Source organism: Kribbella kalugense (genome assembly GCF_004365875.1).
GTDB lineage: Bacteria > Actinomycetota > Actinomycetes > Propionibacteriales > Kribbellaceae > Kribbella > Kribbella kalugense.
On record NZ_SODF01000001.1, the window covers coordinates 1544586 to 1559949 of the forward strand.

Genomic DNA, 15364 nt, shown 5'->3' on the forward strand with positions numbered 1-15364 from the left:
CATCCACGATCGCGCCCGCGGACGGTTTCCGCACCCCTGGCGGTCCCTGGTCGGGTGGAACCAGGGGTACTCCCTGGCCCGGGCGGTCGCTGGCCGGGGCGAGTCTGGATGCGCCGGTTCGACTGAGCGCGAGGAATGGACCTCCCTGATGAGTGACTACGACGTGATCGTGCTCGGAGCCGGTGCTCCGGGTGAACACTGTGCAGCGACGCTGACCAAGGGCGGCGCGAAGGTTGCCGTCGTCGAGCGAGAACTGCTCGGCGGCGAGTGTTCGTACTGGGCCTGCATCCCGTCGAAGACCCTGCTGCGACCCGGCGAGGCGCTGGCCGAAGCTCTCGACACGCCAGGTGCGCGGGAGGCCGTGACCGGCTCGCTCGACACGCGTGCGGCCCTGGAGTGGCGCGACTTCATGGTGTCGAACTACGACGACGCCGGCGCGGTGGCCTGGGCCAAGGGCGTCGGCATCGAGGTACTGCGCGGCCACGGCCGACTCGCGGGCGCACACACCGTGGCCGTGGACGACCGGACCTACACCGCCGAGCACATCGTGATCGCCTGCGGCGCGGATCCCGTCATTCCTCCCGTTCCGGGACTGCGCGAGGTGCCTGGTGTGTGGACGAATCGGGACGTCACCGGGCTCGTCGACGTACCGGACCGCCTGCTCGTGCTCGGCGGCGGCGCGACCGGAGTCGAGATGAGTCAAGCGCTGGCACGAATGGGTACGGCGGTGACACTCGTCGAACGCGCCGATCATCTGCTGCCCCGTGAACCGCGAGCGGTCGGCGAGGCGGTCGCTGTCGCGCTGACCGCCGACAAGGTCGACGTACGGACCGGTATCGGCGTGGAGCGCGTTCAGCTCGACGGGGCGACGTACGTCATTGACCTCAGCGACGGGACTCAGGTCGAGAGCGACCGCGTCCTGGTCGCGACCGGCCGCCGGCCACGCGTCGACGACATCGGGCTGGAGACGGTCGGCATCGTCGCCGATCCGCATGGCATCCCGGTCGACGACAAGCTGTCGGCCGGCCCGAATCTCTGGGCGATCGGCGACGTCACCGGGCTGTGGCAGCTGACTCACGTCGGCGAGTACCAAGGCAGGGTCGCCGCGAGCAACATCCTAGGAACTCCGCGTACTGCGGACTACCGGGCGGTGCCGCGCGTCGTCTACAGCTACCCGCAGGCGGCCTCGGTCGGCGCTGCGGACGGACCGTACGTCAGCACCGTCCAGCTGTCCGGCGTGCCGCGCACGGCGACGTACCTGCGCTCGTACGACACTCAGCCCGGCTTCCTCACGCTCGTGTCCGACGGAAAAGTGATCATCGGCGCCTACGCAGTCGGGCCCGAGGCCGGCGAGTGGCTCCAGCAGGCGACCCTGGCGATCCGCGCCGAGGTGCCGCTTCCGGTGCTCCTCGACGTCATCCAGCCGTTCCCGACCTTCTCTGAATCCTTCCTTCAGGCTCTCCGGGACCTCGAGAGCCAGCTGGCCGTCAGATAGCCGGGGTCATGAGGGCCAGCATGGTCGCCATGCCTGCGCACGAGGCGGCGTGGCAACTGCAGAGCACTCGATGGCCGGCGGCTCGAGCAGCATGGGTCAGCCACCAGCCCGCGGTGATGGCGAGAAGTCCGACGGCTGCCCAGCTGAGCAGGGTGGTCCAGGCGTCGCCTGACATCAGGAGCGGCATGGCGACCAGCATCCACACCATGCCCAGGCTCATCGCCGCGTGAGCCATCGCGCCCGCTCGCTCGGGCACGGTGTCGGAGCCGGACAGGTGGCGGAAGAAGACGACCGCCAGGCCGCCGAAGACCGCGATCTGCGCCCATTTGCCGGTCGATGCCATCGGCCACCACAGCATCACGAGCATGGCCGGGCTCATCAGGACATGGCTCACGTCGACGACGGTCTCGTGGCCTTGCGACCGCCTCGCAGCCAACCGCCAGACGCAGTACAACCCGGTCGCGGCGAAGACCACGGTCAGGACGACCGTCCAGGCTCCAGTCAGCACGATCCTCTAACTCCAGCAACACGCCAGAAGTTCCACGGCCGGGAACTGTTCCGGACAGTCCTTCGTAGTCACTGATTGGGGGTTATGGCAACCAATCGATCAGGAGTGACGTGGGTACGACGCGCCACCGGCGGTGGCTGATCGGGTACGTCGTCCTGCTGGGCGTACTCGTGATCGCCGTACCGCTGGTCACCACCGGGCTGATGGGATCGGCCGGGTACCTGCCGATCTCCCGTGACTATCCGGGCCAGCTGACCGGACTGGTCACCACTTTCGTCCGGGCGATCGCGGAGCTGGCGTCGCTGGTGACCGCCGGAGGGCTGGCGTCGGCGCTGGTCGCGGGCAAGGCGCGTCCGGTGCGCGAGGCGGGTTCGCGCCGGCAACTGGAGATCGCCGAGTGGTTCGAGCCGATCGTCGTACGCCGGGCCGCCGCGGTGTGGGTGATCAGCTCGGGACTGCTGATCGCGTTCGACTCTGCCGACTCGAACGGTCTCTCCCTCGGACGGATCTTGGATCCGAGCGCGCTCCGGTTCGCTCTGTTCTCCGGTGATTTCGGGCGGGCCTGGATGGTCAACTGTCTGGCCGCGATCGTCGTGTTGGTCACGAGTGTGATCAGCGTTCGGTGGGTCGCCTACCTGGTCGCGCTCGGGGCCGCACTCGTCGGTTCGCTCGCCCCGGTCGTGGTCGGCCAGGTCCTCGTCGGCCCGCGGCACGACTTCGCCGGCGACTCGGCCGTCTACCAGACCGTCGCCACCCAACTGTTGCTCGGTTTGATCGTGGTCCAGACGCTCAGGACGGCCACGGGCCGGCGAAACCGGGTCCTCGACCGCATCCACTGGCGCGGCATCGCTCTTGGCGGGCTTGCCGTCCTCTTCGTGACTGAGGCCGTCCTGCTCTGGTTCAAGATGGCGGGCTCATCGCCGTTCAACTCCGCGACCGGCTGGCTGACACTGGCCCGGCTCGCGGCCTTGGGCCTTGTTGCCGTCGGCATGTACGCCGTTGCCCGCAGCAAACTGTCGGCCGGGGGCGTCCTGCTCACTGGCGGCGCGGCGGTCTTTGTTGCCTGCGGCATCGCAATGACCAGGATCCCGCCGCCACAGTTCTTCGTACCGACGTCGATCAGCCAGATCTTCTTCGGGTTCGACCTGACCAGCCGACCAAGCTTCGCCTCGCTCGTCGGGCAATGGCGACCCAACCTGCTGTTGGCGACCGCCGCCGTACTAGCCGTGGCGAGCTACCTCGCCGGCGTCCGCAGGCTGCATCGACGCGGCGAGCCTTGGCCGCTCGGCCGGACCATCGCCTGGCTCATAGGCTGGGTGCTGGTCGTCGCGGTGACCAGCTCAGGACTCGGGAAGTACTCCGGCGCGGACTTCGCCGTACACATGGCGATGCACATGGCGTTGAGCATGCTGATCCCGATTCCGCTCGTCCTCGGTGGGCCACTCACGCTCGCCCTCAAGGCGCTCCCGGCCGGCGCTCAGCCCGGGCCGCACGAGTGGATCGTGGCCGTCCTCCACTCGCGCCCATTGAAGGCGCTCTATCACCCGTTGCTTGTCTTCGGCATCTACATCGGTTCGTACTACGGGCTCTACTTCACCAACGCCTTCGGCACTCTGATGAAGTTCCATTGGGCGCACCAACTGATGAACGTGCACTTCCTGCTCGTCGGTTGCCTGTACTTCGGACTCGTCATCGGCGTCGACCAGACGCCGCGGAAGCTGCCGTCCTTGGCGAAGCTCGGCTTCCTGTTCGCGGCGATGCCGTTCCATGCGTTCTTCGGCGTGATCCTGATGTCTGACGGCGCGATCATCGGCGACTCGTTCTACCAGCACCTCGAGCTGCCCTGGAAGACGGACCTCGCCGGCACCCAGCACACAGCGGGTGGGATCGCTTGGGCCGGCGGCGAGATCCCGCTCCTGATCGTTGTCGTCGTACTCGCGCTGCAGTGGGCGGTCCAGGACAGCAAGGCGGCCAAACGCATCGACCGTCACCTCGACAGCGGCCTCGACGATTCGTACGACGCCTACAACGAGATGCTCGAACGGCTGGCTACCCGGACCACCAAGGAACCCCGATGACGCAAGCAAGCACGGTCGAACTACTGGTCGGCGGGATGACTTGCGCCGCCTGCGCCAACCGGGTCGAGCGTGCCCTGAACAAACTCGACGGCGTCACCGCCAGCGTCAACTACGCCACTGAACGCGCGATCGTCACGGGCACCGGACCAGACCTGGCCGACCGTGCCAGCAACGCAGTCGATCGCGCCGGGTACGACGCCATCCTTCGCGATCCGGAGTCCGCCGACGAGCTTGCCGAGCAGCTGACGGTCAAACGTGTCACCGCGCTGCGCCGCCGGATGATCGTCGCGATCCTGCTGGCGATTCCGCTGATGGACGCGACGATCGTGTTGGCCGCAGTACCGTCGTTCCGCTTCCCTGGTTGGGAGATCGTTTCACTGCTCGTCGCGCTGCCGGTGGTGACTTGGGCGGCGTACCCGTTTCATCGCGCCACGATCCGCAACCTCCGCCATCGCGCCGTCAGCATGGACACGCTGGTCTCGCTCGGGATCGCCGTGTCGTTCGGGTGGGCTGCTGTCTCGGTGTTGTGGCCCGGGGCATCGACTTCGAGCGGCAGCCATTGGCCCGGGCTGTCCTCGATCCCGCTCGACACCGGCGCTCTGTACCTCGATGTCGCGGCCGGGATGACCGTCTTTCAGTTGGCCGGCCGGTACTTCGAGACCCGGTCGCGCCGACGTGCCGCGGATGTCTTCGGGGCGTTGAGCCGGTTGGCGACACCGACGGCGCGGGTACGACGGGATGGCGCCGAGGTCGACGTACCGACTGGGCAGGTCGTCAAGGGCGACGTCGTCATCGTCAAGGCCGGCGAGATCGTCCCGGTCGACGGCACCGTCGTGGAAGGGACCGCGGCTGTCGATACCAGCGTTGTCACAGGTGAGCCGCTGCCGCGCAGCGTGCGGGCCGGCGATTCGGTGATCGGCGGCACGATCAGCACGGACGGCCGGCTGGTCCTGACCGCGACCGCCGTTGGGGCGCATACCCAGCTCGCTCAGATGGCCGCGGTCGCTGAGCAGGCTCAGGAGCGCAAGGCCCGCATCCAGCACACGGTCGACCGGATCATCGTCTGGTTCGTCCCGTCAGTCATCGGCCTCGCGATCGCCGTCACGGTCGCATGGATCCTCTCGGGTGCGTCGGTCCAGCAAGCGGTGGGCGTCGGCATCTCGGTTCTGGTGATCGCCTGCCCGTGCGCGCTCGGACTGGCCACGCCGACCGCACTGATGGTCGGCATCGGCCACGGCGCGACGCTCGGGATCCTGATCAAAGGTCAGGACGCACTCGAGGCCAGCGGAGTCATCGACACCATCGTCCTCGACAAGACCGGCACCCTCACCACCGGCGAGCTCGTGGTCGAAAGCATCACGCCAACCGCCGACCTCTCCGAGCACGACCTCCTCCGGTACGTCGCCTCCATCGAACACAACTCCGAACACCCAATAGCCCGAGCCATCGAACGCCGAGCCACCACCGACAGCATCACCCCCGCCCCCGTCACCCACTTCAAAGTCCACCCCGGCCAAGGCGCAACCGGCAAAGTCAACGGCCACCAAGTCACCGTCGGCAACCGCACGCTCCTACAGACGGAAGGCATCGCACCACTCCCCGACTCCGCCCCATCAAATGCGTCGGTTGTTTATGTGGCGGTGGATGGGCGGGTGGTGGGTTGGTTCGGTGTTGCTGATCGGTTGCGGGCTAGTGCGGCTGCTGCCGTTGAGACGTTGCACCGTCAGAAGCTGCGGACGATTCTGCTGACTGGGGACAGTGAGGTGGTTGCGCGGTCGGTTGCTGGGGCGCTTGGGATTGACGACGTTCGGGCCGGGGTTCTGCCCGCGGACAAGGCGGCTGTGATTGAGCAGTTGCGGGCTGACGGGCACCGCGTGGCGATGGTTGGTGACGGGATCAACGACGCCGCGGCGCTCGCAACTGCCGACCTCGGGTTAGCCGTCGTCACCGGGACTGACATCGCGCTCAAGTCGGCTGACATCATCCTCGTCCGCGACGACCTTCGGGTGATCCCGGACGCCGTCGCCCTGGCCCGCCGTACTCGCCAGACAATTCACCGCAACTTGATCTGGGCGTTCGGCTACAACGTCGCCGCAGTACCGATCGCCGCCGCCGGCCTGCTCAACCCACTCGTCGCGGCAGCCGCGATGTCGCTGTCGTCCCTGTTCGTCACCTACAACAGCCTCCGCCTTCGCGACTTCGGCACCGATCCCGACTAGCCGCCTACTCGAGCAGCACCTGCAGGCAGTCTCGCGCCGCGGCCCGGCGAGCGGCTTGCCACTCGGCGCTCTTCTGCCAGTAGTAGTGGGTCTTTGTCTCGGGTGCCAGCGCAACGATGTCGAACGTGGTCAGAGCGAGATGGATCTGCTCCCAACTCGGCAGCGGCACTGCACGATGTTCGGCGTACGCCGTCCAGAGGTGCCGACGGAGGTCACCGTAGGACCGCTCGGCGGCCCAACTCGCGCTGTCCCACTGGCTGCAGGTGAAGTCGACAAGAGGAGACAGGACACCTCCGAACCCCCAGTCGAGAATTCCGTTCAACGTCCCGGATTCGTCGAGCAGTAGGTGGCGCTCGTACAGGTCGCTGTGGGCAAGGACCGGGTCCATTAAGTCGACAGCTTCGAGGGCTTCGAGCAACGTCGTTCGCGCTGCCGGACCGGCGGAAGGTGCGACTGCTTCGACGAGTCGCTCCGCACCGCCCAGTTCGCTGAGAGGGACGAATCGCTCCGCGTCCGCGAGGTCGCGGAAAGGCGAGTAGCCGGCCAGTTCGCGGAGCGGGGAGTAGCAGTCGGCCGCGGTCGGTGGTGCCGTTGGCGGTTCCGACCAGGCGTTGGCCCAGAGGCGCCGTGGGACGCGCTCGAGGCTGATGTCATGACACACCGCGAGCGCCGATCCGAGCTGTCCCGCGAGCGCTGGCAGTTGTTCGGGCGACAGGTCGCCGAGCACGGTGCCCCGGAGCCGAGCCACAGCAAAGAACGGGTACGGCGAGATCGCCGGATCGTCCCAGCGGCCGAGCAGCTTCGAGACGAGCGGGTGGTCGACGGTTGCGTAGACGTCGCATTCGCGCTTGAGTTGCCCGACGATCGTGTGGTTGCGAGGGAACAGAAACGCGCGATCGTCGGCGAGCAGCACATGCTTCGTGGCCCCCTCGAACCGCGGCTCGATCGGCCCCGCTACCTCGCAGACCTCCCTGAATCGCTTGAGCTGGGTCGCGACGAGGACAGCACCGACGGCTGTTTCGTCATCCATGTGTCGGCTCCAGTCGGGAGGTTAGCGCGGTACGACGGTATACCCGCGGCCGCGGATCGCCTCGAAGCTCTGCGCTCGTACCTCGTCCGACGGGAACGCGGCGACGACCTCCTTCGTGTCCAGGTCGATCCCCGCGACCCGTACTCCGAGCGCCTCCAGTACACCGGTGATCGTGTTCGTGCAGTGCGAGCACGTCATGTCCGGCACCTCGAAAACCTCGTCCGCAGTGTCCACGCCGGCCTCCTCAATCTCCACCAGTTCGAGCAACTGAACGAATGTCTCCACAAACGTGTCCACCACACCCGGCAGCATCCTGACACCGTCCACCGACATGTTGGCCAGGCAGCGCGGCAGCTGTCCCGCCGGCAACAGCGCGTACTGCCGAGAGATCTGCCCGAGCAGTACGTCGTACTTCCGCAACGCCTCCTCGACGGTCAGGCCTTCGTCAACCGTTGCCCGCCGCAACGTCTCGTGCGCGTCGGCGATCGCGGTGTCTTTCATCGCCCGAAGCATTGCGCTCGTCTCACCGGCGTACCGCACGGTGCCGTCGTCCTGCGTGACGAGCCGCACCGGGATCATCCCGCGGCGGAACGTCGATGACTGCAGTCCCCAGAACCAGGTGTTCGCCACGACCGCGAAGATCCCCGAGTCGCGCAGTCCGCGCGCGAACTCCGCTGCATTTCGATACGGCGTCTGGTCCGCAAGGTACGCGTGCTGCACCAGCGCCCGCGCCGTCGTATCGATCCCGACCCGAAGGATCTCCACCGGATCCTTGTCCGTCGTAGTCGCGGCCATGATCGCGCGGTCCGCATCCGACAGAACCGCACCGATCACGTCGTCGTTCGCCGCCAACGCCCGCCACATCGCCAGCGTCGCCTCACGCGCAACCACGGGCAGAACTGGGCCGAGCGGACCGCAGTGCGCCACATTCGCGACACCGTCGCTGTCCCGCCAATTCACCGAGTACGACGCAGAGGCCACGAGCTCCGGCGTGCACGGCCGCATCCGGGTCCACACATACTCAAGCTGCAGCTCCGTCAGCCGACCACCGTCAGCTGTCTCAAGCGCACCAACCTCAGGCGCTATCCGCCGCACACCCCCAAGAAACCGCCCCTCAACCGACTCCCCCACCGGACCGAACGGCGTCGTACCGGCGACGCGCGCTAGGAGCCGGGCTGCGGCGGCGCGGTCGTAGTGGCCGCCTGGTAGTGCCGACATCCTTGCGACCTCCCCCAGGCAACCGTCACCTACGGGATCAAGTCTAGGAACCAAACTCGTGGCGCGTGGTCACACCGCGTGTCGGGTCAGGCGTCGTATACAACCGTAGGAGGCTCCACGTCCGGACCGAGAGTGACGGCCAACTATCGGCGTCGGCCTCTGATTCCGACGGCGCCGAGCGCCAGGCCGATCAGGAAGATGATCGGACCGGCCACCGCCCAAAAGGTGGTGCCACTCATCGCGCTGCCACCAATCACGTTGGTGCCCTGCAGGGTGAACAGCAGCCCCAGGACTGCCACCACCCCACCGACGACAACCCACAGAGACTTCTTCATGCTGCTCGGCTCCTTGTCCTGCGACGGCCACTCACAGCTACACACGGCCCCGACCCGCACTTGGTTCACCACCCGGGCCATCCTGTGACTCAGGAGACTCTCAGTGTGCGACGGCGAGACTCAGGTGATGAAAGCCTTGACGCCGCGCGCCCTGCTCGGGCTGGTCGTCTCGGTGGTTGGCGCGATTGGATTCGCCTGCCTCGCGGACGCCGCCGAGGAAGGTGACGGCCTCGCGGCTTTCGATCCGCAACTGACAGCCGACTTCGTTGCACGCCGTACCCCCAGCCTGACAGATGTTGCCCAGGGCATCTCGTTCGTCGGCAATGTTCCTGTCCTGTTGTTGCTGACGGCACTTGTTGCCCTCGGCCTCTGGATCCGAACCAGGCGCTGGCAACCGCCGGCTCTGCTCGCCCTCGGGATGGGCGGAGCCGGCGCGCTCACCTACATCCTCAAGGTGTTGATCGGACGACATCGTCCAGGCGCCGGCTTCGTGCTGGGACCGATCGACACTGGGTTCTCGTTTCCGTCAGGGCACACGCTGAGCTCGACGGTGTTCTTCGCGCTGCTCGCGGCCATTGTCTGGTCGGCGGAGGTACGCCGTACGTCGAAGATTGCAGCTGTCGTCTCGGCGGTTGTGCTGAGCCTGGCGATGGGAATGAGTCGTATCTATCTCGGATACCACTGGGGTACGGACGTGCTGGCCGGTTGGATCGTTGCCGTCACCTGGCTGTGTCTGCTCGCAAGCGTCACCCAGTTGAAGCATGGCGTCGATCGCGGTTTGTGAGGACGACCGTGCGTTGCGCGGCGTTCTTCGGCGGGCTTTGGAGGGGGACGGTCACTCGGTTGTTGCTACGTCGACCGGGTCCGGACTGCTTGGGCAGCTCGAGCCCGCTCCGCAGCTCGTCGTACTGGACATCGGACTGCCTGATGCCGATGGGCGGGACGTGTGCCTGGCGTTGCGTGCGCATGGGGTGGATGCACCGGTGCTGATGCTGACTGCGTTGGGCGGCATGCATCACAAGGTCAGTGGATTCGAGGCCGGGGCGGATGACTATCTGACCAAGCCGTTCGACCTACCTGAGCTGCTGGTCCGGGTTCGGGCTTTGTTGCGTCGGACAACCATCGCGGTCACCGTCGACGAGGTCGTTCTCGACCCCACCAGCCATCAGGTACGCCGGGGCACGAACGGCGAGGCGCTCACGCCGACCGAGTTCCGGCTGCTCGGCCGATTGATCTCCGCGCCCGGAGAGGTCGTCCGCCGGCATGCGCTGATCGCGACCGGCTGGCCGCACGGCGCGTACGTCAGCGAGAACACCCTCGACTCCTACCTTCGGCGACTACGCGTCAAGCTCGACCGGCTCGGGATCGCCAGCCGCGTCGCGACCGTGCGTGGAGTCGGGTACCGATGGGACTGACCGGCTTCCGCGGTCGAATCGTCTCACTGGCAGTCCTGACCGCGACGCTGGTGGTCGCCGTCCTCGTGATCCTCAGCCATGTCCTGCTCAGCCGCGCGACCGAGGCGGACACTCGCACGCTGGCACGCACTCGAGCCGAGGCCGTCGCCGCCACCGTCGAGGAGGTGAACGGCAAGATCCGGCTCGTCGAAGGAACCGGCGACGCCTTCGACACAGTCGCCTGGGTCTATGCCGACGGCCGTCTCGTCGACGGCGTTCTGCATCCGACCACGGCCGCGATCGTCGACCGGCTGGGCAAGACCGGTAGGAACCAGTTCGTCACGACGGGCCGCTCCTTGCTGTACGCCGAACCGGTGCACGGGGCAACGGTCGTTGTAACGGTGGACCTCACGCCGTACGAGAGCTCGGAGCAGCGCAGCCTGCTGATGTCGCTGGTACTCGGCGCCCTCGCGATCGTGGTCTCGGGCGGCGTCACCTACCTCGGCGTCAGCCGCGCGCTGCGGGTGGTCCATCGAATGTCCGCGCTCGCCGACGAGTGGGGCGATCACGACCCCGACCGTCGCTTCGGGCTGGGTCCACCGCGGGACGAGTTCGGCGAGCTGGCGCAAACCTTCGACCGGCTCCTCGACCGCGTCTCGGACACCATCGCCGACGAACGCCGGCTGACCGACGAGATCGCCCACGAACTCCGAACGCCGTTGACGGTACTGCGCGGCGAGGCACAACTGGCCGAACTCTCAGGAGACCAGGTCGACCCGCAACTCGTCCTCGCCGAAACCGACCGCCTCAGCAACGCCGCCGGCACGATCCTCGACGCGGCTCGGTCGCGGATGTACGGCGAGGCGTCCTGCCGACTGTCAGCCGCCCTGCGACAGCTTGGCGCCGCGCAGCTCGACCAGCCGGAAGAGGTCGAGGTCGCCGTACCGGCCGATGTCGTCGCGGCCGTTCTGACGCCTTTGCTCGACAACGCCACCCGCCACGCTCGAACGACGGTCTCCTTGCAGGTCGAGGCATCCGGCAAGAGCGTTTTCGTCCACGTCCTCGACGACGGCCCCGGCTTCGAGCCCGACGAGCTGGAGAGCGCGTTCGCGCCAGGTCACAGCGGCTCGGACGGTCATGGGCTCGGACTGGCAGTGGTACGTCGAATTGCGGCCGCGACTGGGCTCGGCGTACGAGCTGTGGCCGACGGCCGTGGGCACGTCGAGGTCCGGTTCCCGCGGGCCTGATCGACAGTCAGGTTGCGTGCAGGTGCTTCACGCAAGGGTGGCGGGCATGACAACCAATACCGCATCCCGTCCAGCCGCAGCTCGGGTGCTGCTGAACAAGGTGCCTGAGGTCACCGTCTGGTTCTGGCTGATCAAGATCCTCTGCACCACGGTCGGCGAGAGCTTCGCGGACTGGATCAACATGCAGCTCGGTGTCGGGCTGGTCAACACCGCGATCATCTTCACCGTGGTCTTCGCCGCGGTGCTGGCCTGGCAGGTGAGCACGTCCCGCTACCGGCCGGCCGCGTACTGGCTGACGGTCGTGGTCGTCAGCGTGACTGGCACGCTGTACACGGACATCCTGACCGACCAACTCGGCGTACCGCTGTGGATCAGTACGTCGGTGTTCACAGTGGCGCTCGTTGTCGTGTTCGGTATCTGGTGGGCGCGCGAGCGCACGCTCTCGATCCACAGCATCGTGAGCCGTCCCCGGGAGGCGTTCTACTGGCTCGCCGTCCTCGTCACTTTCGCGCTCGGCACTGCGGCCGGCGACTGGACTCTCGAGCTGACCGGCTGGAGCCCTGGCGTCTCGGTCCTGCTCCCTCTCGCCCTGATCGCAATCATCGTCGGCTGCTGGCGACTGGGCGCGAATCCGGTCCTGGCGTTCTGGCTCGCGTACATCCTCACCCGCCCGCTCGGTGCAAACCTCGGCGACTGGCTGGCCTCCCCCAAGGTCCCCGACCAAGGTCTCGGCCTCGGGACTCTGGTCACCAGCATCATCTTCCTGAGCGCGATCCTTGCGACCGTTGTGTACCTCACGCTGACGAAGAAGGACGTAATCGAGACTCACGAGCGCACCGCGAAGTACCACCAGCGGAAGCGGGAGTGGCCACTCGTCGGCGTCATGGCCGCCGCGACCATCGCGGCCGGCATCCTGCTCAACTGGGCGTCAGCACAACCGCATGCGAACGCCGCCGCCGAAGGTGAAGGTCCCAACCCGGCGGAGGCGAACGTGCACATGTCGTCGGCGGAGGCGACCGCGCACTTCCCGAAGGCCGACGTCACTCAGTTCCGCACGCTCGTCGGGACCATGAACGCCGACCTCGGGAAGGGCGACCAGGCCGGACTAAACACGGCCGTCAACGCCTACGAGACGGCCTGGGACGACGACGAGTCCACGCTCAAACCCCTTGACGGCAGGGCCTGGGACTACATCGACAGCCAGAACGACGCGCTCTTCAGCTCGGTCCGGGACACGAAGGACCCGACCGCCGAGAAGCAGGCCATTCAGGCGCTCCTCACGACACTGGGCTGACGATCATGACTAGGGATCCCTCGAAGTGGGGTTGGGTGCGGAGGTGGCCGTACTTCTTGTCCCAGGTGCCGTCGGCCAGGTCGCGGCCGAGGTCGGTCTCGAAGCGTTCATGGACCTCTGGGGCGACGAAGCTCCAGGCTGAGTTGGCTTTGCGGGCCCCTGGGTCGAGGAGTCGTTCTGGCCTTCCGTAGTACGCCTCGCCGAAGCCGTCGGTGCAGTGCAGCGGGATCGGGAGCAGCTCGACCTTGCCGCCGCCCAGGCCTGCCGCGATCGTCTCCGACGGCGGGTAGCGGCGAGCTTCGGTGTCGATCACCTCGGGCGCGTAGTCGTACAACCAGAACCGCTGCAGCAGCGTCGGTTCACCGGTCAGTACGACGACGGGCCCGGTGGTGACTCGGCGTACCTCGGCCAGCCCGGCGTTCAGGTCGGACCACTGGTGGACGGTGAAGCTGGCCATCGCGGCGTCGAACGCGCCGTCCGGGAACGGAAGGTCCTCGGCGGTCGCGTCGATCGCTTCGACCAGCCCGGCCGGCCGCTGGGCACGCATCTGCGCAGACGGTTCGACCGCGACCACGTCGAGGTCGACAGGTTCGTACGAGCCGGCACCGGCGCCGACGTTCAGCAACGTCCGCGCGTTGCCGAGAGCGGCACGCACCGCGGCGGCGATCTCGGGATCAGGCTGGCGGTACGTCGTGTACCCGGCGCCGATCCGTCCGTAGTCGGCATCACCTGCACTGCCGTCGGACCGGTCCGCGGGTCGCTCGAAGGTCTGGGATTCGGGGCTCATCATGCTCCTTTGCGAGTGAGTTCCTAACTGGAACTCTAGAGCAGAACCAGCCAGACCAGTGGATCACTCAGCAGACCACTGGCATGGCTGGTCAGCACCCGATTCGCCCGACTTACGCCGGTGCGTGCTCCTTCAGGACGGCCATGAAAGCGCGCATCCAGCTCGGATGATCCGGCCAGGCGCGGCCCGAGACCACGTTGCCGTCGACGACCGCGTCACCGTCGACCCATTCCGCTCCGGCGGCCCGGATGTCGACCGCGAGCGCCGGGTACGCCGACGTCTTCCGCCCGTTCAGCACACCCGCGGCGGCCGCGAGCAGCGGTCCGTGACACAGCTGCGCGACCGGCTTCGATTCGCCGTAGAAGTGCTTCACGATCCGTAGGCAATCAGCGTCGTTCCGGATGTACTCCGGCGCGCGCCCACCCGGAATCACCAACGCGACGTAGTCCGCCGGATCCACATCGGCGAACGCGATATCGGCCGGCCAGGTATGCCCCAGCTTCTCGGTGTAGGTGTCGAACCCGTCCACGAAGTCATGCACCACGAACTGCAGCTTCTTCACCTCAGGCGCAGCAACGTGGACTTCGTACCCCTCCTCCAGCAACCGCTGATAGGGATAGAACACCTCGAGATCTTCCGCGGCATCCCCCGTAAGAATCAGAACTTTCGCCATCACACAGCCTCCTTGTCGGCCACCCCATCCACACCGCCAGCCTCTGCCCGCATCCAACCCCGGTCAAGACCCGTAGCCTGATGCCGGATCCCGGCTCTCACTGGAGGCAGACATGGACTTGGGGCTCAACGGCAAGGTCGCCGTGGTCACCGGCGCGAGCAAAGGGATCGGACTGGCCATCGCCCGGACGCTGGCCGAGGAAGGCGTGACGGTCGTCGCCGGCGCACGATCCGGGAGCAAGGAACTCGACGAGTTGACGCGATCCCACGACGTACGGTCCTTCGAGGTCGATCTGACCACACCTGACGGACCTGCGGCACTGGTGGCCGCTGCTTCCGAAGGGCTTGGCCGGATCGACATTCTGGTGAACAACGTCGGCGGCGTACGGCCGCGACTCGATGGCTTCCTGGCGATCGACGACGCAGAGTGGGAGTGGTCTCTGACGATCAACTTCCTCGCGGCGGTCCGCACCACGCGCGCCGCGCTCCCCCATCTGCTGGCGAATCCGACGTCGTCGATCGTGACCGTCAGCTCGGTCAACGCTCTCCTGCCGGACCCCGGCGTGCTGGACTACAGCGCGGCGAAGGCCGCCCTCAGCAACTTCTGCAAGTCGTTGTCGAAGGAGTTCGGACCGCGCGGGGTGCGAGTCAACTGGGTCAGCCCAGGCCCGGTCCAGACCGACCTCTGGCTCGGAGACAAAGGCGTCGCCGCCACCGTCAGCCGCGCAGCGGGCCGTGATCCGGAGGAGGTAGTCAAGGAGCAAGCCGCCCAAGGCGTGACCGGCCGATTCACCTACCCGCAGGAGGTGGCCGACCTGGTCACGCTGCTCGCCACCGACCGACTCGGCAACCTGACCAGCAGCGACATCGTCATCGACGGCGGGCTGATCCAGACTCTCTAGAGTTCGCCACCCATTGCATTGGCGAGGCCGTCTCGGGTCAGGCCGAGTCTGCCTAGCAGCTGCGCGTCCGCGTCGGTGTCGGGATCGATCTGATCCGGCAGATGTTCCGCGATCCGATCGGCGGTCTCGGGTCCGTACGCGCGCCGAATGATCCGCAGCGCCTCAGCTTTGGTGAGAACAGCCAT

General features: G+C 67.0%; 15 protein-coding genes. 8 read left to right on the forward strand and 7 right to left on the reverse strand.

The window, feature by feature from the left end; translation table 11 throughout:
* Nucleotides 1-148: 148 nt before the first annotated feature.
* Nucleotides 149-1495 carry a dihydrolipoyl dehydrogenase family protein gene (locus EV650_RS07290; protein ID WP_134116617.1) on the forward strand — a complete coding sequence of 449 codons (1347 nt, stop codon included), beginning with the start codon at nt 149-151 and terminating at the stop codon, nt 1493-1495.
* Here EV650_RS07290 and EV650_RS07295 read toward each other — a convergent pair.
* Entirely contained in the window at nt 1488-2003 is a 516-nt protein-coding gene (locus tag EV650_RS07295) for a DUF5134 domain-containing protein (protein ID WP_134116619.1), read from the reverse strand. The genes EV650_RS07290 and EV650_RS07295 overlap by 8 nt on opposite strands.
* A gap of 110 nt (nt 2004-2113) precedes the next feature.
* Here EV650_RS07295 and EV650_RS07300 point away from each other — a divergent pair, with 110 nt between their 5' ends.
* Both EV650_RS07300 and EV650_RS07305 read left to right on the forward strand, forming a co-directional pair.
* Nucleotides 2114-4081: a cytochrome c oxidase assembly protein gene (locus EV650_RS07300; protein ID WP_134116622.1), complete on the forward strand. Its 1968-nt coding sequence runs from the start codon at nt 2114-2116 to the stop codon at nt 4079-4081.
* The gene (locus EV650_RS07305; RefSeq protein WP_134116624.1) at nt 4078-6300 is read left to right on the forward strand and encodes a heavy metal translocating P-type ATPase; all 2223 of its coding nucleotides are present in this window, start codon (nt 4078-4080) and stop codon (nt 6298-6300) included. The genes EV650_RS07300 and EV650_RS07305 overlap by 4 nt, the downstream gene beginning before the upstream one ends.
* Nucleotides 6301-6304: 4 nt before the next feature.
* Here EV650_RS07305 and EV650_RS07310 read toward each other — a convergent pair whose 3' ends face one another.
* From EV650_RS07310 to EV650_RS07320, 3 genes are all read right to left on the reverse strand, one after another.
* Nucleotides 6305-7330, reverse strand: a complete 1026-nt coding sequence (locus tag EV650_RS07310) for a phosphotransferase family protein (protein ID WP_134116626.1) — start codon at nt 7328-7330, stop codon at nt 6305-6307.
* Between the two features lie 21 nt (nt 7331-7351).
* Nucleotides 7352-8548, reverse strand: a complete 1197-nt coding sequence (locus EV650_RS07315) for a heavy-metal-associated domain-containing protein (RefSeq protein WP_134116628.1) — start codon at nt 8546-8548, stop codon at nt 7352-7354.
* Between the two features lie 143 nt (nt 8549-8691).
* Nucleotides 8692-8883, reverse strand: coding sequence for a hypothetical protein (locus tag EV650_RS07320; RefSeq protein WP_134116630.1), 192 nt, complete (start codon nt 8881-8883; stop codon nt 8692-8694).
* 127 nt (nt 8884-9010) lie between these two features.
* On the opposite strand from EV650_RS07320, the gene EV650_RS07325 reads away from it, so the two are divergent.
* Genes EV650_RS07325 through EV650_RS07340 form a run of 4 tightly spaced genes read left to right on the forward strand, consistent with a single transcriptional unit; the run spans nt 9011 to nt 12818 of the window.
* The gene (locus EV650_RS07325) at nt 9011-9667 is read left to right on the forward strand and encodes a phosphatase PAP2 family protein (protein ID WP_134116632.1); all 657 of its coding nucleotides are present in this window, start codon (nt 9011-9013) and stop codon (nt 9665-9667) included.
* Nucleotides 9645-10298, forward strand: a complete 654-nt coding sequence (locus EV650_RS07330) for a response regulator transcription factor (protein WP_134116634.1) — start codon at nt 9645-9647, stop codon at nt 10296-10298. The genes EV650_RS07325 and EV650_RS07330 overlap by 23 nt, the downstream gene beginning before the upstream one ends.
* Nucleotides 10289-11524 carry a sensor histidine kinase gene (locus tag EV650_RS07335; RefSeq protein ID WP_134116636.1) on the forward strand — a complete coding sequence of 412 codons (1236 nt, stop codon included), beginning with the start codon at nt 10289-10291 and terminating at the stop codon, nt 11522-11524. Before EV650_RS07330 ends, EV650_RS07335 begins: the two co-directional genes overlap by 10 nt.
* 46 nt (nt 11525-11570) lie before the next feature.
* On the forward strand, nt 11571-12818 hold the full coding sequence (locus tag EV650_RS07340) for a COG4705 family protein (RefSeq protein WP_134116638.1): 1248 nt from the start codon (nt 11571-11573) through the stop codon (nt 12816-12818).
* Here the strand turns inward: EV650_RS07340 and EV650_RS07345 are convergent.
* Nucleotides 12802-13605, reverse strand: a complete 804-nt coding sequence (locus tag EV650_RS07345; RefSeq protein ID WP_134116640.1) for a class I SAM-dependent methyltransferase — start codon at nt 13603-13605, stop codon at nt 12802-12804. The two genes, EV650_RS07340 and EV650_RS07345, sit on opposite strands and share 17 nt — an antisense overlap.
* A gap of 112 nt (nt 13606-13717) precedes the next feature.
* Complete coding sequence (locus EV650_RS07350; RefSeq protein ID WP_134116642.1) at nt 13718-14278, reverse strand: DJ-1/PfpI family protein; 561 nt, start codon at nt 14276-14278, stop codon at nt 13718-13720.
* Nucleotides 14279-14390: 112 nt separating this feature from the next.
* On the opposite strand from EV650_RS07350, the gene EV650_RS07355 reads away from it, so the two are divergent.
* Nucleotides 14391-15179, forward strand: a complete 789-nt coding sequence (locus EV650_RS07355) for an oxidoreductase (protein ID WP_134116644.1) — start codon at nt 14391-14393, stop codon at nt 15177-15179.
* On the opposite strand, the gene EV650_RS07360 is transcribed toward EV650_RS07355, so the two are convergent.
* Nucleotides 15176-15364 carry a hypothetical protein gene (locus EV650_RS07360; protein ID WP_134116646.1) on the reverse strand — a complete coding sequence of 63 codons (189 nt, stop codon included), beginning with the start codon at nt 15362-15364 and terminating at the stop codon, nt 15176-15178. The two genes, EV650_RS07355 and EV650_RS07360, sit on opposite strands and share 4 nt — an antisense overlap.